Raw genomic sequence first — 19,528 nt, 5'->3', positions numbered from 1 at the left:
GGGCGGGATAGGGAATAACGCCACGCCCCGCCGGAGGCTCAGTCGGTGGCGAAAGCGGCGTCGAAGGAGGTGGTTGGGGGGTTGAAGTCGTAGGACTTCAGGTGGCGCAGGGCCTCGGGGGCGCCCATCAGGCGGTCCATGCCCGCGTCTTCCCACTCCACCGAGATCGGGCCCTCGTACGCGATGGAGCGCAGCATGCGGAAGACGTCCTCCCAGGGCACATCGCCATGGCCTGCCGAGACGAAGTCCCAGCCGCGGCGGGGGTCGCCCCAAGGGAGGTGGGAGCCCAGGCGGCCGTTGCGGCCGTCGAGGCGGCGGCGGGCCTCCTTGCAGTCAACGTGGTAGATCCGGTCGCGGAAGTCCCACAGGAAGCCGACGGGGTCGAGGTCCTGCCAGACGAAGTGGCTGGGGTCGAAGTTGAGGCCGAAGGCGGGGCGGTGGCCGATGGCTTCGAGGGCGCGGTGGGTCGTCCAGTAGTCGTACGCGATCTCGCTCGGATGGACCTCGTGGGCGAACCGCACGCCCTCGGCGTCGAAGACGTCCAGGATGGGGTTCCAGCGGGTGGCGAAGTCCTCGTAGCCGCGTTCGATCATGCCGGGCACGACCGGCGGGAACATGGCGACCAGGTGCCAGATGGACGAGCCGGTGAAGCCGATGACCGTGCGGACCCCGAAGGCGGCCGCGGCGCGGGCCGTGTCGGCCATTTCGGCGGCGGCCCGCTGGCGTACGCCCTCCGCGTCGCCGTCGCCCCAGATGCGTGCGGGGAGGATGGCCTGGTGGCGCTCGTCGATGGGATGGTCGCAGACGGCCTGGCCCACCAGGTGGTTGGAGATCGCCCAGCACTGGAGGCCGTACTTGTCGAGGAGCTGGCGGCGCCCGTCGAGGTAGCCGGGTTCGGTGAGGGCGCGGGGGACCTCGAAGTGGTCGCCCCAGCAGGCGAGTTCGAGGCCGTCGTAGCCGAAGTCGCGGGCGTAGCGGCAGACCTCCTCCAGCGGCAGGTCCGCCCACTGGCCGGTGAAGAGGGTGAAGGGTCTGGGCATGGGGCCTCCTATCGCGAGAGGTCGGGTACGGGCGTGTAGACGGAGTTCTTCTCGGCGCTCTCCTCCACCGCGGCCAGCACCCGCTGCACCTGCAGCCCGTCCTCGAACGACGGCTCCGGGTCCGTACCGGCGGCGACGGCCAGCACCATGTCCCGCGCCTGGTGGACGAACGTGTGGTCGTAGCCGAGGCCGTGGCCCGGGGGCCACCAGGCCTCCAGGTAGGGGTGGTCGGGCTCGGTGACCAGGATGCGGCGGAAGCCGGAGTCGGCGGCGGGCGCGGTGTGGTCGTGGAAGGACAGCTCGTTGAGCCGTTCGAGGTCGAAGGCGAGCGAGCCGTGGTCGCCGTTCAGCTCGATGCGCAGCGAGTTCTTGCGCCCGGCGGCGAAGCGGCTGGCCTCGAAGGACGCCAGGGCGCCGGAGGCGAGCCGTCCGGTGAACAGGGCCGCGTCATCGACGGTGACCGGGCCGCGGGCCGCCGCGCCCGCCCCGGCGGGCAGCGGACGTTCCCGTACGAAGGTCTCGGTGAGCGCCGAGACGCCGACCAGCCGCTCCCCCGCCAGGTACTGCGCGAGGTCCACGATGTGCGCCCCGAGGTCGCCGAGCGCGCCGGAGCCCGCCAGCTCCCGGCGCAGCCGCCACACCAGGGGGAATTCCGGATCCACGATCCAGTCCTGTAGGTAGGTGACCCGTACGTGGCGCAGAACGCCGATCCGGCCGTCGGCCACCATGCGGCGGGCCTGCGCGATCGCGGGCGTGCGGCGGTAGTTGAAGCCCACCATGGCCCGCTGCCCACGGGCGCGGGCCCGGCGGGCGGCGTCCGCCATGGCTTCCGCTTCGGCGACCGAGTTGGCGAGGGGTTTCTCGCACAGCACGTGCTTACCGGCCTCCAGCGCGGCGATCGCGATCTCGGCGTGGCTGTCGCCGGGGGTGCAGACGTCGACCAGCTGCACATCGTCCCGGGCGATCAGCGCGCGCCAGTCGGTCTCGGCGGCCGCCCAGCCGTGTTTGTCCGCGGCGGCGCGGACGGCGTCCGGGTCGCGGCCGCAGATGGCGGCCATGGCGGGGCGCAGGGGGAGGTCGAAGACGCGGCCCGCGGTGCGCCAGCCCTGGGAGTGGGCGGCGCCCATGAAGGCGTAGCCGACCATGCCGATGCCGAGGCCGTGTGCGTCAGGGTGTTGTGCTGCGGGGCTTTCCATGTGGCTCCTCTCAGATCGCGGCGGATGCGATTGGTGGAGACGGGGCCTAGCTGAATCCCGTGGGCAGGTACTCGTCCACGTTGTCCTTCGTCACGACGGCCGAGTAGAGGGTCAGGGAGGCCGGGATCTCCAGCTCGGCCAGGCCCCCGACACCCTTGCCCTGACCGAGTGCGCGGGCCAGGTCGATGGCGGAGGCGGCCATCGTCGGCGGGTACAGGACGGTGGCCTTGAGGACGGTGTTGTCGGCCTTGATGGCGTCCATGGCGCGCTTGGCGCCCGCGCCGCCGACCATCAGGAAGTCGTCACGCCCGGCCTGCTGGATGGCGCGTTCGGCGCCGACGCCCTGGTCGTCGTCGTGGTTCCACAGGGCGTCGAAGCCGGAGTGGGCCTGGAGCAGCTGGGCCATCTTCGACTGGCCGGACTCGACGGTGAATTCGGCGGCCTGGCGGCCGACCTTCTTGATGTTCGGGTAGTTCTTGAGGGCGGCGTCGAACCCGGCCGTGCGCTGGCGCGTCAGCTCCAGGTTGTCGAGCCCGGCCAGCTCCACCACCTTGGCGTTCTTCTTGTCCTTGAGCTGTTCGCCGATGTAGCGGCCCGCGTTGAGGCCCATGCCGTAGTTGTCGCCGCCGATCCAGCAGCGGTAGGCCTGCGGGGAGGCGAAGACGCGGTCGAGGTTGACGACGGGGATGCCCGCCTCCATGGCCTTCAGCCCGACCTGGGTGAGCGCCTTGCCGTCGGCGGGCAGGATGACCAGGACGTCGACCTTCTTGTTGATGAGGGTTTCGATCTGGCCGATCTGCTGGGCGGTGTCGTTGGAGCCCTCGGTGTTCACGAGGGTGACGTCCTCGTACTCCTTGGCGCGCCGTTTGGCCTGCTCGTTGATGGCGTTGAGCCAGCCGTGGTCGGCCTGCGGCCCGGCGAAGCCGACGGTGACCTTCTTGCCGGGCTTCTTGTCGTCGGCCGCGGCGGGCTGCTTGCCCTCGTCGTTGTTTTCGTTGTTCTCGTTGCTGGTGCAGCCCGCCGCGAACAGCGCGCCCGCGGCGGCGGTGCCGAGGAGGAGGTTTCTGCGGCTGGTGGGGATTCTCGGGGTGGTGCCCGGGGTGTTGTTCATGGCGTCGAACGACCCTTCTGTACCAGGACGGCGGCGACGATGATCGCGCCCTTGGCGATCTGCTGGACATCGCTCTGGAGGTTGTTCAGGGCGAAGAGGTTGGTGATCGTGGTGAAGACGAGGACGCCGAGGACGGAGCCGGTGATGGTGCCGCGCCCGCCGCTGAGCAGGGTGCCGCCGATGATGGCGGCGGCGATGGCGTCGAGTTCGTACAGGTTGCCGTTGGTGTTCTGGCCGGAGCCGGTGAGGATGACCAGCATGAACGCGGCGATCCCGCAGCACAGCCCGGACAGCAGGTACAGCATCAGCCGCTGCCGCCGTACGTCGATGCCCGCGAGCCGGGCCGCCTCCGGGTTGCCGCCGATGGCCACGGTGCGCCGCCCGAAGGTCGTACGGCCCAGCAGCAGCCAGCCGAGGACGGTGACCGCGGCGAAGATCATCACCAGCGGCGGGATGCCCAGCACGTAGGAGTCGCGGAGCCCGAGGTCCAGCACCGGCTTGACGGTGACGACCTGTGTCTTGCCGTCGCTGATCTGGAGCGCCAGGCCGCGCGCCGAGGCCAGCATGGCGAGGGTGGCGATGAACGGCACCATGCCGCCGTACGCGATGAGCACACCGTTGACCAGCCCGCAGCCGAGCCCCACCAGCACGGCGCACAGCAGGATGCCGCCGAACCCGTAGTCCTGGGTGGCGAGCGTGGTGGCCCACACCGAGGCCAGCGCCACCATCGCGCCGACGGACAGATCGATGCCGCCGCTGGTGATGACGAAGGTGACGCCGACGGTGACCACGCCGATGACGGACGCCTGGGTGAGGACGAGTTGGAGGTTGTCGGTGCTCAGGAACTCGTCGGGCTTGGTGATGCCGCCCACGAGGGCCAGGACGGCGAGCACGCCGAGGAGGGAGAGGTTGCGGAGGTCGGCGAGGCGTCTGCCTTTCGATGGCGCGCCGGGTTCGGGCCCGGGCCCGGGGCCTCCGGTCTTGGTGAGCGTGGCCCCGGCGCCGGGGACGGCACCGGCCCCGGTATCGGCGCCTCCGGGTGAGTTCAGCACGACGGACTCCCTTCCATCACGAGATCGAGGACGCGGTGCTCGTCCAGTTCGGCGGCGGGCGCGGTGTGGACGACCCGCCCCTCGCGGAGCACCAGCACCCGGTCGGCGAGGCCGAGGACTTCGGGCAGTTCGCTGGAGACCAGCAGCACCGCCATGCCGTCGTCGGCGAGGCGGCGGATCACCGCGTACAGCTCGGCGCGGGCGCCGACGTCCACCCCTCGGGTGGGCTCGTCCAGCAGCAGGACCCGGCAGCCGCGCAGCAGCCAGCGCGCGAGCACCGCTTTCTGCTGGTTGCCGCCGGAGAGCGTGCGTACGGGGCGTTCCGGGTCGTCCGGGTGCAGTGACAGATCGCGGACGCTGCGGCGGGCCGCGTCCCGTTCGGCGCCCCGGTCGAGCCATCCGGCGCGGGAGAAGCGGGCGAGGGAGGAGACGGAGACGTTGCGGGTGACGGACTCCAGCATCAGCAGCGCCTGCGCCTTGCGCTCCTCGGGCGCGAGCCCGAGCCCGGCGCGCACGGCGGCGGTCACGCTGCCGGGGCGCAGCGGGCGGCCGTCGACGAGGACGCGGCCCGAGGTGGGGCGGCGGGCGCCGTAGACGGTCTCCAGGATCTCGGACCGGCCGGAGCCGACGAGTCCGGCGAGCCCGACGATCTCGCCGGGCGCCAGGTCGAGGTCGACCGGCTCGAACTCCCCTTCTCTGGCCAGCCCTTGGAGCCGCAGTACGGGTTCGTGCGCGGCTTGGGTTTCGGTGGTGCGGCGCGGGAACGCGTACTCGACGTCCCGGCCCGTCATCAGCGCGACGATGTCGCGGGTGGGCGTCGTACGGGCGGGCAGCCCTCGGGCGGCGGCGCGGCCGTCCTTCAGCACGGTGACGCGGTCGCCGATGCGGCGGATCTCCTCCAGCCGGTGCGAGATGTAGACGACCGCCACGCCGCCGGTCGTGAGGTCGCCGACGATACGGAAGAGGTTGTCCACCTCGTCGGGGTCGAGCGCGGCGGACGGCTCGTCCATGACGATCAGCCGTACGTCGTGCGAGAGGGCGCGGGCCATGGACACGATCTGCCGTGCGGCGGCGGAGAGTTCGCCCACCAGTCGGCGGGGGTCGATCTCGGGGTGCCCGAGGCGGGCCAGCAGTTCGGCGGCGGTGGCCCGGGCGGCCCCGGACCGTACGAAGCCCGCGGTGGCGGGTTCGTGGCCGAGGAAGATGTTCTCGGCCACGGACAGGCCCTCCACCAGGTCGAGTTCCTGGTAGATGGTGGCGATGCCGAGGCGCATGGCGGCGACCGGCGACTTCAGGGCCACGGGCGCGCCCTGCCAGACGATGTCCCCGCCGTCCGGCTGATGGGCCCCGGCCAGCACCTTGATCAGCGTGGACTTGCCCGCGCCGTTCTGCCCCAGCAGGCAATGCACCTCGCCCGGCTGGACGTCGAGATCGACGCCGTCGAGGGCCCGCACGCCGGGGAACGACTTGGTGATGCCGGACATGGTGAGAAGGGGTGGGGTGGCGGCGGCGGCTGGCTGATGCGGATCGGGTGGTGCCATGGCGAGCCTCCTCGGGCGGGTCGCTGTGGCGATGCGGATCGCTGTCGCGGTGCGGATCGCTGTCGCGGTGCTGCGGTGTTGCGGTGCGCGGTGTCTCTCCCCAACCCCGCCCCTCCCCGACCCCGGGGCTCAGCCCCGGCCCCCGCTCCTCAAACGCCGGAGGGGCTGGATGTGCCGAGGCGCCCGTGAGCCCCACGACAAGCGCCCCCGGCGACCCGGCCCGACTCGGCCGGACGGCCGGTCCCGGCCCGCCGGATGGTGCCCGGTCCGGGGCTCGGCCTCAGGGACCGAACCAGGCCCAGGCCCGGGGTCCAGGTCCAGGCCCGGTCCGGCGTCCAGGGCCCAGGGGCCAGGTCCGGGTCCGGGCCCAGGTCCGGTCGGGCCCAGGTCCAGTTCCGGGCCCAGGCCCAGGTCCGGGCCCAGGCCCAGGTCCGGTCGGGCCCAGGTCCAGGTCCGGGACCAGGCCCAGGTCCGGGCCCAGGCCCAGGCCCAGGGGCCAAGGCCCAGATCCGGGTCCAGGTCCGGGCCGGGTCCAGGCCCAGGTCCGGGTCCGGGTCCGGTCGGGCCCAGGTCCGGGTCCGGGTCCCGGGTCCGGAGTCCCGGTCCGGGCCCACGTCCGGGGGCGGGGCGGGGGTTTCGGGGCCGGGGCTCCACTTCTGGTGCCCCGGATCCAGTCGGGGGCCGGGGCGGAGCCCCGGTTCGGGAAGGGGCGGAGTGGGGGAAAGCCACACCCGCGGGTGTCACACGTGCTGCGCGCTGTGCCTCGGTACGGTCCGATCCGCGGGGCGGGCCGTAGGGACGGGGCCGGGCGGGGGCGCCCGGCGGAAGGGTCAGGCCGGGGAGAAGAGGTGGTCGCTGATCAGACGGGCCGCGCCGGTGACCCCCGCGGCCGGGCCCAGTTCGCCCAGCACGATGGGAAGGTTGCCGGTGGCGAGCGGAAGGGACTGACGGTAGACCTGGGTGCGGATCGCGGCGAGGAGCGTGTGGCCGAGGCCGGTGACGCCGCCGCCGATCACCACCAGACCCGGGTTGAAGAAGCTGACGAGACCGGCGATGACCTGGCCGGTGCGCATGCCGCCCTCGCGGATGAGTTCGAGGGCGGCGGCGTCACCGGCCGAGGCCGCCGCCGCGACGTCCGTGGCGGCGAGCTGCCCCACGGCGTCCAGCCGCGCGGCGAGTTCGGCGGAGCGGCCGTCGCGGGCGGCCGCCTCGGCGTCGCGGGCGAGGGCCGCGCCGCCGAAGTAGGCCTCCAGGCAGCCGTGGTTGCCGCAGGCGCAGGGGCGGCCGTCGGGCTCGGCCTGGATGTGCCCGATGTCGCCCGCGCTGCCGGTCGTACCTCGGTAGACGTCACCGGCGACCACGATCCCGCAGCCGATACCGGTGCCGATCTTGACGCAGAGGAAGTCCTTGACGGAGCGGGCGACTCCGGCGTGCTGCTCGCCCATGGCCATGAGGTTCACGTCGTTGTCGACCATGACGGGGCAGCCCAGTTCCTGGCTGAGTGCCTCCCGTACGGGGAAGCCGTCCCAGCCCGGCATGATCGGCGGCGCGACCGGCACGCCCTCGGGGTACCGGACGGGGCCCGGCACTCCGATGCCCGCGCCGTCGAAGCCCTCCGCGACGCCGGAGGCGCGGAGCTTGGCGGCCAAGGCCAGGACCTGTTCGAACACCGCGACCGGGCCCTCGCGGACATCCATGGGCTGGGTGAGGTGGCCGAGAATCTCCAGTTCCGCGTTGGTCACGGCCACATCGACGGACGTGGCGCCGATGTCGACGCCGAGCAGCCGCAGGGCGGGCGCGAGCCGGATGTTGTGCGAGCGACGCCCGCCCCGTGAGGCGGCGAGTCCGTCGGCGACCACCAGTCCGGTCTCCAGCAACCGGTCGATCTCGACGGCGAGTTTGGACCGTGAGAGGTCGATCTGATCGCCCAGCTGAGCCCGGGAGTTGGGGCCGCCGTCGCGCAACAGGCGGAGCAGCCGGGCCTGATGCGCGTTCGCGGGTCGTGCCGTCATGCGCCTCACGCCGCCCCTCCCGCCGTCATCGGCATGCACATGGTCGGGCTTTCGAGGGGAACGTAGCAGCGGTTGTCGGGGGTGGGAAGAACTTGCGCCGCAATCCACGCCGACTTTCTCCTGCGGAAGGACAAACTGTGGCCGAGGCAGGGTCGATTTCCCGTCAATGCCGTGCGACTACCATGCCGATCATGGAAATAGCGATCCTCATCCTCGTCGTGGCCGTCGTCCTGCTGTACAGCGGCCTGGAATCCCGTATCAAGCGGATGGAGCGCCGGAACGCCCGGCTGGAGCGCAAGGCGGACCTGATCCTCGACCACCTGGGCATCCGCCAGGAGGAACCGGGTCTTGAGCGGGTGACCGCGCTGCTGCGCGAGAACAAGAAGATCCAGGCCATCAAGGTGTACCGCGAGGTGACGGGCGCCGACCTCAAGGACGCCAAGGAAGCGGTCGACCGCATGGACGGCACCCGCGGCTGAGGAGTCAGTCCCGAGGACGCTCGTGGTAGCTGTGGCGCGTGTGCTCCGTATGCGCGCGCATGATCTCCGTAGCGCGCCCTTCGTCCCGCGCGGCGATGGCGGCGATCAGCTCGCGGTGCTCGGTCCAGGACTGCTTGCCGCGCTGCCGGGCCACCGGGGTGTAGTACCAGCGGACCCGCCGGTGCACCTGGGCGGCCAGGTCCGCCAGCACCGTGTTCCCGGCGAGCGCCATCACCGTGGCGTGGAAGTCCGCGTTCGCGGCCACCGCGCCGTCCACGTCGTCGTCCAGGACGGCCCGTTCACCGGTCGCGCACACGGCCTCCAGCGCCGCGATCCCCTCCGGCTCCGCACCCACGGCGGCCAGCCGCGCGGCCTCGGCCTCCAGCAGGGTGCGGACGGTGAGCAGCTGATCGGCCTCCTCCTCCGTGGGCTCGTGGACGAACGCGCCCTGCGCCGGGCGCAGATCGACCCACCCCTCGGTGTTGAGCCGCTGCAGCGCCTCGCGCACCGGCTGCCGGGAAACGCCGAGCTGGCCCGCGAGTTCACTCTCGACGAGGTGCTGGCCGGGGCGGAGGGCGCGGGTGGTGATGAGTTCGAGGAGGGCCTCGTAGACGCGCTCGCGCAGCGGCCCGGGCCGCTCCAGCCTCGGCACCGCGCCCTGCGGAAGTCCCTTGGACAGCATCGGTCCCCCTGTGCGTCGGCGTCGGCCGGGTTCCGGGAATTCCCAGAATCCCCGGATTGGTTATTGTCTACAGTTTACCCACACCGGCTGCGGTCTCACGGTCCCCGTGCAGGACAATGAGACCTCCCAGTACATACGGAACCACGCACAGAACCGGGACTGATCGACATGGGACGGGTCACTGAGCGACGTCGCGTCATCCGCGTCCGGGACGGGGTGGTCAGCACCCGCCCGGACACCCTGGTGGCCGAGGAGCCGCTGGAGATCCGGCTGAACGGCCGACCGCTGGCGATCACCATGCGCACACCGGGTGACGACTTCGCGCTGGCCGCCGGATTCCTGGTGAGCGAAGGGGTGCTCGGCAGCGCGGACGAACTGGCGAACATCGTCTACTGCGCGGGCGCGACCGAGGACGGCTCCAACACCTACAACGTGGTGGACGTGCGGCTCGCCCCGGGCGTGCCCGTCCCCGACATCACCCTCGAACGCAACGTCTACACGACCTCGTCGTGCGGTCTGTGCGGCAAGGCCAGCCTGGACGCCGTCCGCACCACGGCGCGCTGGCGGCTGGACGAGCCGGACGACCGGCACGCCGCACCGGTCCGCATCACCCCGGAGACCCTGACCGCCCTGCCCGACCGGCTGCGCGCCGCCCAGCGCGTCTTCGACCGCACCGGCGGGCTGCACGCGGCGGCGCTGTTCACGCCGGAGGGCGAGCTGCTGGACGTACGGGAGGACGTGGGCCGCCACAACGCGGTGGACAAGCTGGTCGGGCGGGCGGTCCAGCAGGGGCAACTGCCGCTGTCCGGGGCGGTGCTGCTGGTGTCCGGCCGGGCCTCGTTCGAGCTGGCACAGAAAGCGGTCATGGCGGGGATCCCGGTGCTGGCGGCGGTCTCGGCGCCGTCCTCGCTGGCCGTGGACCTGGCGGACGAGGCGGGGCTCACGCTGGTCGGGTTCCTGCGCGGCACGTCGATGAACGTGTACGCGGGCGAGCACCGGCTCGCGCTGCCGACGGCGGTCGGCGGGGGATGACGGCGACCGGCTCACTGCTTCCGGGCTGGGCCGTCACCCGAACGTGTACTTGACCGATCGTTCTGGATAGCTGCTATGGTTTTCCCATGGCCAGGACGAAGGAGTTCGATCCGGAGGCCGCGCTGCAGTCGGCTCTTGAGCTGTTCTGGCGGCGCGGCTATGAAGCGACGTCGATGGCGGACCTCGTCGATCATCTCGGCGTCGGCCGTGCCAGCATCTACGCGACCTTTGGGAACAAGCGCGAGCTGTATCTGAAGGCGATGGACCGCTACGCGGAGAACCAGAACCCGTCCCTCGTGATGGAGCTGTCCCAGCCGGGCCCCGCGCTGCCCCCGGTGCGGGCGCTGGTGCGCCGCTTCGCCGAGGAGGCCACCACTCCGGAGCGGCGGCTGTCGGGCTGCCTGGTGACCAACACCGCGGCCGAACTGGCCCCGCACGACCCGGTGATGGCCCGCCGGGTGGAGGTGAGCTGGGACCATCTGGAGACCCCGCTCTACTCCGCGCTGATACGGGCCCAGGCCCAGGGGGAGCTTCCCGAGGACCGGGACCCCCGGGCGCTGTCACGGATGCTGCTCGTGCTGCTCCAGGGGCTGCGGGTGGTCGGCAAGGCGTCGGACGACCCCGCGCGCGTTCGGGACGCGGCGGAACAGGCACTGACACTGCTGGACTGAGGAAAGAGCGACACCTCGACGCTCTTTTTTCATGCCCACATATTGAATCGATCGGTCAAAAATTGGGGAACGAGATGACCGCCACGGATACCGCGTGCGGTGCCGGTACCGACACCGCCACCGGTACCGACACCGGCACGCGCCAGCGCCCGGCGTTCGCCCTGCTCGGCTCCGTCCAGATCACGCTGATCTTCACGCTCGCCGCGATCGCCGTGCCGCTGCCCGAGATCGGGCGCGCCTTCGGCCTGGAGCGAGCCGATCTGATCCTGCTGAGCGCCGCCTACGGACTGACCTTCGCCGGGCTGCTGCTCTTCGGTGGGCGGCTCGCCGACCGCTACGGCGGGCGGCGCGCCCTCACCGCCGGGCTCACACTCTTCGCCGCCGCCTCAGCGCTTGCCCCCTTCGCCCCCGGGATCGGCACGCTGCTCGCGGCGCGTTTCGCCCAGGGCGCGGGGGCCGCGCTGATCGCACCCGCCGCCATGGCCGTGCTGCGCGCCGTCTTCCCCTCCCCCTCGGCCTACGGCAGGGCGATGGCGTCCTGGGGTGGGCTCTCGGTGCTCGGCGCGACGGCGGGCAATCTGCTCTCCGGCGTCATAGCGGAGCTGTTGTCATGGCGTTGGAGCTTCGCCGTACCGTTCGCGGTGGCGGCGGCCGCCCTGGCGCTCGCGCCCCGGCTGCTGCCGGACACCGCGCCGGGTCAGGGCCGCACCCTCGATCTGCGGGGTGCGCTGCTGGCCACGGCCGGGATCACGCTCGCCAGTTACGGGCTCGTCGTCACCGACGCCCTGTCGTGGTCCTCTGCCGGGGTTCTGGTGCCGCTGCTTCTCGGGGCCGCGCTGCTCACCGCGTTCTGGTACGCCGAGCGCCGGGCCCGCGATCCGCTGCTGCCGCCCCGCTTCCTGCTGGACCGGCAGCGGGCCCTCGCCCTCACGGCCATCGCGCTGAGCGCCTGCGCAACCGCGATGACCTTTGTGACGCTCTCGCTCCACCTCCAGCAGGACCGTGACTGGTCCTCGCTGCGGACCTCGGCCGCCTTCCTGCCGTTCGCCGTCGCCCTGGTCGCCTCGGGCCGGGTGGCGGGACCGCTCATAGCCCGCCTCGGGCCCCGGCCGGTCACCGCCGCCGGACTGGCCACGGGCGCGGCAGGGCTGGTCCTCCTGGCCCTCACCGGGCTCGACCCGCACACCCCGTACGCGTCCGGGCTGCTGCCGGGGCTGACGCTGCTACCGGCGGGCACCGCGGCCTCCTTCGCCGGGGCCGCCGTCCTCGCCACCGACGGTGTGCCGCCCGAGCGGACCGGACTCGCGGGCGGAGTGCTGAACACGGCGATGGAGCTGGGCCCGACGGTGGTCTTCGCCATCGTGCTCACCTTCGGCAGCGACTCCGCCTCCCTGGCCGCGACGGGGGCCGCGCTCGCGGTCGCCGCCGCCCTGAACCTCCGTATCCAGCACAGCAGTACCACCTCTACCGCTCAAGGAGTCATGTAATGAGCCGCTTCACCGGCAAGACCGCCCTCGTCACCGGCGCGGGCTCCGGCCTCGGCCGCGCCATCGCGCTCGCCTTCGCCGCCGAAGGCGCGTCGGTCGTGGCCGCGGGGCGCACCGAAGCCACCCTCGCCGAGACGGTCCGCCTCATCGAGACCGCCGGGGGCCGGGCCGCCGCCGTCACGGCCGATGTCGGCGACTCGGGGCAGCTGCGGGATCTGGTGAGCGAGACCGTCACCCGCTTCGGCGCACTGGACATCGCCGTCAACAACGCCGGGATCATGCGCGGCCAGGGGCCGGTCGGCGAGGTCAGCGAGGAGGACTGGGACGCGGTGCTGCGCACCAATGTGACCGGTGTCTGGCTGGCGATGAAGCATCAGATCGCGCACATGAAGGACAACGGCGGCGGCGCCATCGTCAACGTCTCGTCCAACCTCGGCGCCCACCTGCGGGTTCCGGGCCTCGGCGCGTACAGCACGTCGAAGGCGGCGGTGGCCACGCTGACCCGGGCGGCCGCGCTCGACCACATCCATCAGGGAGTGCGGATCAACGCGGTCAGCCCCGGCGCCTCCGATGGCCCCATGTCGCTGCAGCCCGGCGAGTCCGAGGCCGACCGTGTCGAGCGGATGAAGACGGCGAACCCGCTGGGCCGTCTCGCGGAGGCGGAGGAGATCGCGGCGGCGGTGCTCTACCTGGCCTCACCGGCGGCGGGTTCCGTGGTCGGCACCGACCTCGTCGTGGACAGCGGCTCCGCGGCCTGACGGTCCGGCCGGGGCCCGGCCCGCCCTCTTGCGGAGGGCCGGGCTCCGCCGTGACCTGGGGTTCTCCCCCACCCGGCCCATCGGGCTCTCCCCCACCCGGGCCGGGGTGTTGGCGCCATGGTCCGGGTCCCGGCACCCCGGCAGGCTGATGAGCCATGAACAGACACCGTAGAACGTCCCGTTTACGCTTCGCGGCGACCGCCACGGCGGCCGCCGCCCTCCTCCTGGGCGTCGGCGCCGTCCCGGCGGCCACGGCGGCCCCGGCGGCAACCGCCGGTGGCGGCAGCGCGCTCACCGAGAAGGAGCTGCAACGCCGGGTGACCCGGATCCTGGCGGACGCCGGGTACACCGGCATCACCGTGGAGGTACGGCAGGACGGCCAGCGCCGGATGCACGCCCGGGCGGGCGAGGCGAGGCGGAACACCGGCCTCCCCATGCCGTACGGGGCCAGCTATCGGGCCGCGAGCACCACCAAGACCGTCGTGGCCACCGTGGTGCTGCAACTGGTCGCCGAGGGGGAGCTGTCGCTGAGCGATCCGGTGGACAAGTGGCTGCCGGGCGTGGTGAGCGGCAACGGCAACGACGGCAGCCTCATCACCATCCGGCACCTGCTCCAGCACACCAGCGGCATTTACCGCTACGACCCCACGGAGGAGACCGGGGACACGGCCGAGGCCTTCGAGCAGAACCGGTACCGGCACATCGACCCCGCGGAGATCGTCGCCGGAGCCATGAAGCACGAGCCCGACTTCCCGCCCGCCAAGGAGGGCGACCCGAAGCCGCGGTGGAGCTATTCCAACCCCGGCTACCTCCTCGCCGGGATGATCATCAAGAAGGTCACCGGGCGGTCGTGGGACAAGGAGGTCCACGACCGGATCGTCCGCCCGCTGGGCCTGACCGGCACGTACGCCCCCGGCGACGACCCGTATCTGAGGGGCAGGCACGCCCATACGTACAAGCTCTTCCCGGGCTCGGCCAAGTGGACCGACACCACCGTCCGCAACGTGAACCTGGCAGGCTCCGCGGGCTCCCTGATCAGCACCGACCGCGATCTGGCCCGCTTCTACACCGCCCTGCTGGGCGGGAAGCTGCTGGAGCCGGAGGAACTCGCCGAGATGCGCCGGACCGTCCCCGTCAACGCGGACTACGAGGCGGCCTTCCCCGGCATGCGCTACGGCCTCGGGCTCGCCAGTCAGCCGCTGCCCTGCGGCGGAGTCCGCTGGGGCCACGGCGGCGACCTCGCGGGCGGCACGGTCAGGACCACCACCGACTCGGCCGGACACCGCTCGGTCGTCATCATGACCACGGGCGCGACCGCCGACGAAAAGGAACAACTCGCGGCGGAGAAGGCCGTCCAGACACTCCTCGACGATGTCATGTGCGCCCCCAAGCTCCGCCCCGGCGGGCGCTGAGCCGAACAGGCCCTGTATCCAAGCGACATGACGCACGGTCCTTGTCCCGGACGGGAGCAAAGCGGGACACTTCTGCGACAGTCTCCATCAGACATGGGATGTCGTGATGTCTTGATGTCCAGATGGCTCTGAAGGGCAGGTCGTGACCCATGGCGTCAGATCCCCGTACACGCCCCCGGATCCCCCGGACCCCCCGGACCAGACGCTGGCGGCGCCGCGCCTCGGTGCTTCTCGCCGCCGCGGCGCTGGCGCTGACCCCGCTTCCGGTACGGGCCGCGGACACGGACGCGGACGCGAGCTTCGAACAGCAGATCCTCTTCAAGTCCACCCAGGACACCGGGTACTTCTGCTTCCGGATCCCCGCGATCGTCAAGTCCAAGGACGGCACCCTGCTCGCCTTCGCCGAGGGCCGCAAGGACAACTGCGGCGACGCCGGGGACATCGACCTGGTGCTCAAGCGCTCCACCGACGGGGGCCGCACCTGGGGCCCGTTACAGGTGGTCAACGAGGGCGGCGGCGACACCCACGGCAACCCCGCGCCGGTCGTGGACATGCGCACCGGCCGCGTCCTGCTGGCCAGCACGTACAACACCGGCCGGGACGACTCCCAGAGCTGTGACGTGCCGTGTGACCGCACCCCGCACCTCCAGTACAGCGACGACGACGGCGCCACCTGGTCCACACCGCGCGATCTGAGCCCCGCCCTGCTGCCGCCGAGCTGGAACTCCTGGTACGCGACCGGCCCGGTGCACGGCATCCAGCTGAAGCACGGGCGGCACAAGGGGCGGCTGCTCTTCACCGTCAACACCGAGAGCCACGACGGCACCCGCATCACCGCCAACCACGCGGCGCTCGCCTACAGCGACGACGGCGGCAGGCGCTGGAAGGTCGGCGCGGTGGACTCGTACCCGATAGCGCAGGACGGCACGTTCCGTCAGAAGCCGTCGGAGATGACGCTGGTGGAGCGGGCCGACGGCTCGGTCTACGTCAACGGCCGCGAACAGGACGGCACCGACATCGGCCACCGCGACTACGCCATCAGCCGCGACGGCGGCGAGAGCTTCGCCGCGCCGTTCCGCGCCATCCCCGACCTGTCCACGCCGATGGTGCAGGGCTCGGTCCTGCGGCTGCGCGACGCGGGCCGCGACCGCCCCGGGCGGCTGCTGTTCGCGGCGCCCGCCGACCCCGACCGGCGCCGCACCATGATGATCCGTTCCTCCTGGGACGAGGCCCGCGGCTGGGAGGGGACCGACCGCGGCAAGGTGGTCACCACCGACTGGTCCGGCTACTCCGACATGGCCCTCGTGTCGCCCGGCACGGTCGGGCTGATGTACGAGGGCGGCGCGGTGGACGCCCGCGACGAGATCCGCTTCGCCCGCTTCACCGAGGACTGGCTCGGCCCACGCGCCACCCCCTCCCCCGTCACGGACGACCGCGCGCCCCGCGCCCGCCCGGCGACCGTCCTCGGCGGCGCCACCGGGACCGAGGGCCGCTTCGGCGGAGCGCTCGCCTTCGACGGTACGGACGACGCCGTACGCCTCCCCTACCGCAGCGCGCTTCCCCTCGGCACCCGCGACTTCACCATCAGCCTGTGGTTCCGCTACGACGCCGCCTCCGGGCAGCACCCGTTCCTCTGGATGGGCGGCATCGGCGGCAAGCAGGCCCAGGTCTGGCTGCGCGGGGAGCCCTCGTCGAACCGCGTCCGCGCCCTGATGACCACCGTCAGCGGCCCGGCCACCTACACCTCGGCCTCGGTCGCCACCACCACCGCCCACAACGACGGGGCGTGGCACCACCTGGCCCTCACCCGCACCGGCGGCCGCCTCAGCCTCACGGTGGACGGCACCGCCCCGGTCTCCGCGCCCGACGCCCCCGGCACCATCAGCCGCTCCTCCCCCTTCGCGCTCCACCTCGGCGAGGCGGTCGACGGCCGCTCCCGGATGACGGGCGCGCTGGACGAGGTCCGCGTCTACGCCCGGGCGCTGAGCGACACCGAACTCCGCCGGGTCCGCGAGTTCAACGCCCCGCCCGACGCGCAGTCCACCACCGCCCACCTCCCCCTGGACCGCGTCCGGTCATCCCGCTGACGCCTCACCGGCGGCGTGAGCGGCGCGGGTGGCGTGTGCCTCGCGCCGTCCGCGCCGCACGGCGAGGGCCAGCGCGGTCGCGGAGATCGCCGCCGGGACGGCCAGCATCACCGTCAGGGTCTCGGCCCACCCCGCGTTCAGCTGCGAAACGTCCCCACTGCGGGTCACGCACGTGGCCTGCGGCGGGAACAGGCTGTAGTCCAGCGTCTTCGGCGGATAGCTCCCCCAGTCCGCGCCCGCCGAACACGCCGAGGACGGGCCGCCGAGCAGCGGCCAGGCGAGCAGCCCGTACACCAGGGCGAAGAAGGAACCGGTGACGAAGAAGGCCGTCCCCGCGCGGCGCAGCCGCTCCTTCCGGGTGAGCTGCAGTCCCCCGATTCCGGCGGGCAGTTCGACGCATTCGGCCAGCAGCGCCAGCAGCACGCAGAGCGCGAGCCCCGCCAGAGCGCACCAGATCACCGCGCCCAGCAGCCCGGTGGCGCCCGCCGCGACGTCTCCTCCCGCGTACTCGCAGATGGTGGCCGGGGGGAACGCCTGGCGCCGGATCTTGCCCAGCTCCCCGACGCCGTTCACCATGCCGTGGCTGCACCTCTCGTCGAACTCAAGGGTGTCGACCCAGGCCACCACGGAGGTGAGGAACAGGACGAGGGACAGCACACCGGCCGCGGCCCATAAGCGCTCGGTGCGAAAGGCCCCATGGGTAAGAGTGTTCGACATTTACGGAAAACTACGGGACGGGAGGGGAAAGAGGACAGCTCGGGGTCGTTCAGCGAGCTACGGCCTGGGGCTGAGCTGTGTCCACCGCCGGGGCCTCAGGGGCGGGCTCCGGGGCGCGGTCGGCGAAGCGGCGGGCCAGGACGGCGCAGACCATCAGCTGCATCTGGTGGAAGAGCATCAGCGGGAGGACGGCCAGGCTCGCCTGGGCGCCGAACAGGACGCTGGCCATGGGGAGCCCGGCGGCCAGGCTCTTCTTGGAGCCCGCGAAGGTGATCGTGATGCGGTCCTCCCGTGGGAACCCCAGCTTCCGGGAGCCGTACGTGGTGAGGGTGAGCATCAGCGCGAGCAGCACCGCCTCCACGACCAGCAGGATCCCCAGCCGGGCGGGGGTGATCTGGTGCCAGATGCCCTGGGTCATGCCCGCGCTGAAGGCCGCGTAGACGACGAGCAGCACCGAGCCCCGGTCGACCAGCCGCAGGACCGCGCGGTGGCGGGAGATGAAGCCGCCGATCCAGCGGCGGAGGAGCTGCCCGGCCAGGAAGGGGGCCAGCAGCTGGAGGGCGATCTCGATGACCGAGTCGGCCGAGAACCCGCCGCCGCTGCTGCCGAGGAGCAGCGCGGCCAGGACCGGGGTGACGACGATGCCGATCAGGCTGGAGAAGGAGCCCGCGCAGATCGCGGCGGCGACGTTGCCCCGGGCGAGCGAGGTGAAGGCGATCGAGGACTGGACCGTGGAGGGCACCAGGCACAGGAAGAGGAGGCCGGTGTAGAGGGGCTGGGTGAGGACGTACGGGACCAGGCCGCGGGCGGCCAGGCCCAGCGCGGGGAAGATGACGAAGGTGCAGGCCAGCACGGTCAGGTGGAGGCGCCAGTGGCGTACGCCGTCCAGCGCCTCGCGGGTGGAGAGCCGGGCGCCGTAGAGGAAGAAGAGGAAGGCGACCGCGACCGTCGTCGCCCCGTCCGTCACGGTGGCGGCCCGGCCGCTGACCGGGAACAGCGCGGCGAGGGCGACGGTGCCGACCAGGCCCAGGATGAAGCCGTCCAGCGGCAGCCAGGAGGGGAGGGTGATCTTGCGGAGCAGATGGTGCGGGCGGTGCATGAACTCTCTTTCTCGATCTTTCTCGATCTTCCTCGGACTGCCTGGGTGCCGTACGGGGCCCTCTCCAGCCTGCCCGCGAGCGGGCCCATCGGGAATCCCGCATACCGCACTGACTGCTATCGCGTTCCGTGATGGGCGCTGCCTACAGTGGAAGATGTGTTCGATCCCGCCCAGCTCCGTACGTTCCTCGCGGTCGCCCAGACCCTGAGCTTCACGCAGGCCGCGCACCGCCTCGGGGTGCGTCAGTCCACCGTGAGCCAGCACGTCCGCAGGCTGGAGGAGGCGGCCGGACGGCAGCTGTTCAGCCGCGACACCCACGGGGTGGAGCTGACCGAGGACGGCGAGGCGATGCTCGGGTTCGCGCGGTCGATCCTGGAGGCGAACGAGCGCGCGGCGGGCTGGTTCCGGGGCACCCGGCTGCGCGGGCGGCTGCGGTTCGGGGCGTCGGAGGACTTCGTGGTGACCCGGCTGCCGGAGATCCTGAAGGGGTTCCGCCGCGATCACCCGGAGGTGGATCTTGAGCTGACGGTCGAGCTGTCGGGCACCCTGCACCAGCAGCTGGCGGCGGGGAAGCTGGATCTGGTGCTGGCCAAGCGGTCCGAGGAGCGGCCGCAGGGGCAGCTGGTGTGGCGGGACCGGCTGGTGTGGATCGGCGCGGAGGGGCTGCGGCTGGACCCCGGCCGCCCGCTCCCCCTGATCGTCTTCCCGCCGCCGGGGCTGACCCGGGCCCGGGCGCTGGAGGTGCTGGAGCGGGACGGCAGGGCGTGGCGGATCGTGTGCACGAGCGGCAGCCTCAACGGGCTGGTCGCGGCGGCGCGCGCGGGGCTCGGGGTGATGGCGCACACCGATGGCCTGATTCCGCCGGGCCTGGTGCCGGTCCCGGAGCGGGCGGGGTTGCCGGAGCTGGGGCCGGTGGACTTCGTCCTGCTGTACGGGGAGCGGCAGCGGGACACCGCGACCCGCGCCGCGGCGGAGCGGCTCGCGGAGGCGATCCTGGCCGGGCCGGTGCCGTAGGGAGCGAGCACCCGCCACGCACCGCCCGGGGCTGTGCTGCGATCGGAGAGATTCCGTGCAGAAAGTCGTCACATATCAGCCACACATGCGGCGCATAGAGGCAGACTGAGTACAAACCGGCGCCCACAGTGACTGTTT

17 protein-coding genes are annotated in these 19,528 nt (G+C 72.2%); 8 read left to right on the top strand and 9 right to left on the bottom strand.

Going from position 1 to position 19,528, the window contains the following annotated elements; all coding sequences use genetic code 11:
* Positions 1 to 38: 38 nt before the first annotated feature.
* From ACFV9T_RS14690 to ACFV9T_RS14665, 6 genes are all read right to left on the bottom strand, one after another.
* Positions 39 to 1,040: a sugar phosphate isomerase/epimerase family protein gene (locus ACFV9T_RS14690; protein ID WP_385439992.1), complete on the bottom strand. Its 1,002-nt coding sequence runs from the start codon at positions 1,038 to 1,040 to the stop codon at positions 39 to 41.
* Between the two features lie 8 nt (positions 1,041 to 1,048).
* Positions 1,049 to 2,236 (bottom strand): Gfo/Idh/MocA family protein, encoded by a 1,188-nt coding sequence (locus ACFV9T_RS14685; RefSeq protein ID WP_385439990.1) that lies wholly within the window; start codon positions 2,234 to 2,236, stop codon positions 1,049 to 1,051.
* Between the two features lie 46 nt (positions 2,237 to 2,282).
* Positions 2,283 to 3,347: a substrate-binding domain-containing protein gene (locus ACFV9T_RS14680; protein WP_385439989.1), complete on the bottom strand. Its 1,065-nt coding sequence runs from the start codon at positions 3,345 to 3,347 to the stop codon at positions 2,283 to 2,285.
* Entirely contained in the window at positions 3,344 to 4,399 is a 1,056-nt protein-coding gene (locus ACFV9T_RS14675; protein ID WP_385439987.1) for an ABC transporter permease, read from the bottom strand. Before ACFV9T_RS14675 ends, ACFV9T_RS14680 begins: the two co-directional genes overlap by 4 nt.
* Positions 4,393 to 5,940 carry a sugar ABC transporter ATP-binding protein gene (locus tag ACFV9T_RS14670; RefSeq protein WP_385439984.1) on the bottom strand — a complete coding sequence of 516 codons (1,548 nt, stop codon included), beginning with the start codon at positions 5,938 to 5,940 and terminating at the stop codon, positions 4,393 to 4,395. The genes ACFV9T_RS14675 and ACFV9T_RS14670 overlap by 7 nt, the downstream gene beginning before the upstream one ends.
* 830 nt (positions 5,941 to 6,770) lie before the next feature.
* Positions 6,771 to 7,952: an ROK family protein gene (locus ACFV9T_RS14665; protein WP_385439982.1), complete on the bottom strand. Its 1,182-nt coding sequence runs from the start codon at positions 7,950 to 7,952 to the stop codon at positions 6,771 to 6,773.
* Positions 7,953 to 8,143: 191 nt separating this feature from the next.
* Between ACFV9T_RS14665 and ACFV9T_RS14660 the strand changes: the two genes are divergently transcribed.
* Positions 8,144 to 8,431: a ribosomal protein L7/L12 gene (locus ACFV9T_RS14660; RefSeq protein WP_385439980.1), complete on the top strand. Its 288-nt coding sequence runs from the start codon at positions 8,144 to 8,146 to the stop codon at positions 8,429 to 8,431.
* A gap of 4 nt (positions 8,432 to 8,435) precedes the next feature.
* Here the strand turns inward: ACFV9T_RS14660 and ACFV9T_RS14655 are convergent, their stop codons facing one another.
* Positions 8,436 to 9,113, bottom strand: a complete 678-nt coding sequence (locus tag ACFV9T_RS14655; RefSeq protein ID WP_385439979.1) for a GntR family transcriptional regulator — start codon at positions 9,111 to 9,113, stop codon at positions 8,436 to 8,438.
* 168 nt (positions 9,114 to 9,281) lie between these two features.
* Here ACFV9T_RS14655 and fdhD point away from each other — a divergent pair, with 168 nt between their 5' ends.
* The 6 genes from fdhD (at position 9,282) to ACFV9T_RS14625 (ending at position 16,560) form a co-directional block, all read left to right on the top strand.
* Positions 9,282 to 10,145 (top strand): formate dehydrogenase accessory sulfurtransferase FdhD, encoded by an 864-nt coding sequence (fdhD, locus tag ACFV9T_RS14650; RefSeq protein WP_385439977.1) that lies wholly within the window; start codon positions 9,282 to 9,284, stop codon positions 10,143 to 10,145.
* 86 nt (positions 10,146 to 10,231) lie between these two features.
* On the top strand, positions 10,232 to 10,816 hold the full coding sequence (locus ACFV9T_RS14645) for a TetR/AcrR family transcriptional regulator (RefSeq protein ID WP_385439975.1): 585 nt from the start codon (positions 10,232 to 10,234) through the stop codon (positions 10,814 to 10,816).
* 74 nt (positions 10,817 to 10,890) lie between these two features.
* The gene (locus ACFV9T_RS14640) at positions 10,891 to 12,303 is read left to right on the top strand and encodes an MFS transporter (RefSeq protein ID WP_385439973.1); all 1,413 of its coding nucleotides are present in this window, start codon (positions 10,891 to 10,893) and stop codon (positions 12,301 to 12,303) included.
* Positions 12,303 to 13,061, top strand: a complete 759-nt coding sequence (locus ACFV9T_RS14635; protein WP_385439971.1) for an SDR family NAD(P)-dependent oxidoreductase — start codon at positions 12,303 to 12,305, stop codon at positions 13,059 to 13,061. The genes ACFV9T_RS14640 and ACFV9T_RS14635 overlap by 1 nt, the downstream gene beginning before the upstream one ends.
* A 155-nt stretch (positions 13,062 to 13,216) precedes the next feature.
* Complete coding sequence (locus ACFV9T_RS14630; RefSeq protein WP_385439969.1) at positions 13,217 to 14,473, top strand: serine hydrolase domain-containing protein; 1,257 nt, start codon at positions 13,217 to 13,219, stop codon at positions 14,471 to 14,473.
* Positions 14,474 to 14,622: 149 nt separating this feature from the next.
* A complete protein-coding gene (locus ACFV9T_RS14625) occupies positions 14,623 to 16,560 on the top strand; it encodes an exo-alpha-sialidase (RefSeq protein ID WP_385439968.1) in 1,938 nt (645 codons plus the stop codon).
* On the opposite strand, the gene ACFV9T_RS14620 is transcribed toward ACFV9T_RS14625, so the two are convergent.
* Together ACFV9T_RS14620 and ACFV9T_RS14615 are read right to left on the bottom strand one after the other, a co-directional pair.
* A complete protein-coding gene (locus tag ACFV9T_RS14620) occupies positions 16,549 to 17,277 on the bottom strand; it encodes a hypothetical protein (protein WP_385439966.1) in 729 nt (242 codons plus the stop codon). The genes ACFV9T_RS14625 and ACFV9T_RS14620 overlap by 12 nt on opposite strands.
* A 49-nt stretch (positions 17,278 to 17,326) precedes the next feature.
* Positions 17,327 to 18,376 carry a bile acid:sodium symporter family protein gene (locus ACFV9T_RS14615; RefSeq protein WP_385439964.1) on the bottom strand — a complete coding sequence of 350 codons (1,050 nt, stop codon included), beginning with the start codon at positions 18,374 to 18,376 and terminating at the stop codon, positions 17,327 to 17,329.
* A 156-nt stretch (positions 18,377 to 18,532) separates the two neighbouring features.
* Between ACFV9T_RS14615 and ACFV9T_RS14610 the strand changes: the two genes are divergently transcribed.
* Positions 18,533 to 19,390, top strand: coding sequence for a LysR substrate-binding domain-containing protein (locus tag ACFV9T_RS14610; RefSeq protein ID WP_385439962.1), 858 nt, complete (start codon positions 18,533 to 18,535; stop codon positions 19,388 to 19,390).
* The last annotated feature ends 138 nt before the right edge of the window (positions 19,391 to 19,528 follow it).

It is taken from the genome of Streptomyces sp. NPDC059850 (assembly GCF_042731515.1).
Taxonomy (GTDB): Bacteria; Actinomycetota; Actinomycetes; order Streptomycetales; family Streptomycetaceae; genus Streptomyces.
Note: the sequence above shows the minus strand (reverse complement) of the source record. Positions and strands in the feature narration are given on the sequence as shown.

Bases quoted from the DNA above. Each gene is read 5' to 3' on its own strand.
- ACFV9T_RS14690 (WP_385439992.1), bottom strand. From the start codon at position 1,040: ATGCCCAGACCCTTCACCCTCTTCACCGGCCAGTGGGCGGACCTGCCG.
- ACFV9T_RS14685 (WP_385439990.1), bottom strand. From the start codon at position 2,236: ATGGAAAGCCCCGCAGCACAACACCCTGACGCACACGGCCTCGGCATC.
- ACFV9T_RS14680 (WP_385439989.1), bottom strand. From the start codon at position 3,347: ATGAACAACACCCCGGGCACCACCCCGAGAATCCCCACCAGCCGCAGA.
- ACFV9T_RS14670 (WP_385439984.1), bottom strand. From the start codon at position 5,940: ATGGCACCACCCGATCCGCATCAGCCAGCCGCCGCCGCCACCCCACCC.
- ACFV9T_RS14665 (WP_385439982.1), bottom strand. From the start codon at position 7,952: ATGACGGCACGACCCGCGAACGCGCATCAGGCCCGGCTGCTCCGCCTG.
- ACFV9T_RS14660 (WP_385439980.1), top strand. From the start codon at position 8,144: ATGGAAATAGCGATCCTCATCCTCGTCGTGGCCGTCGTCCTGCTGTAC.
- ACFV9T_RS14655 (WP_385439979.1), bottom strand. From the start codon at position 9,113: ATGCTGTCCAAGGGACTTCCGCAGGGCGCGGTGCCGAGGCTGGAGCGG.
- fdhD (WP_385439977.1), top strand. From the start codon at position 9,282: ATGGGACGGGTCACTGAGCGACGTCGCGTCATCCGCGTCCGGGACGGG.
- ACFV9T_RS14645 (WP_385439975.1), top strand. From the start codon at position 10,232: ATGGCCAGGACGAAGGAGTTCGATCCGGAGGCCGCGCTGCAGTCGGCT.
- ACFV9T_RS14640 (WP_385439973.1), top strand. From the start codon at position 10,891: ATGACCGCCACGGATACCGCGTGCGGTGCCGGTACCGACACCGCCACC.
- ACFV9T_RS14635 (WP_385439971.1), top strand. From the start codon at position 12,303: ATGAGCCGCTTCACCGGCAAGACCGCCCTCGTCACCGGCGCGGGCTCC.
- ACFV9T_RS14630 (WP_385439969.1), top strand. From the start codon at position 13,217: ATGAACAGACACCGTAGAACGTCCCGTTTACGCTTCGCGGCGACCGCC.
- ACFV9T_RS14625 (WP_385439968.1), top strand. From the start codon at position 14,623: ATGGCGTCAGATCCCCGTACACGCCCCCGGATCCCCCGGACCCCCCGG.
- ACFV9T_RS14620 (WP_385439966.1), bottom strand. From the start codon at position 17,277: ATGTCGAACACTCTTACCCATGGGGCCTTTCGCACCGAGCGCTTATGG.
- ACFV9T_RS14615 (WP_385439964.1), bottom strand. From the start codon at position 18,376: ATGCACCGCCCGCACCATCTGCTCCGCAAGATCACCCTCCCCTCCTGG.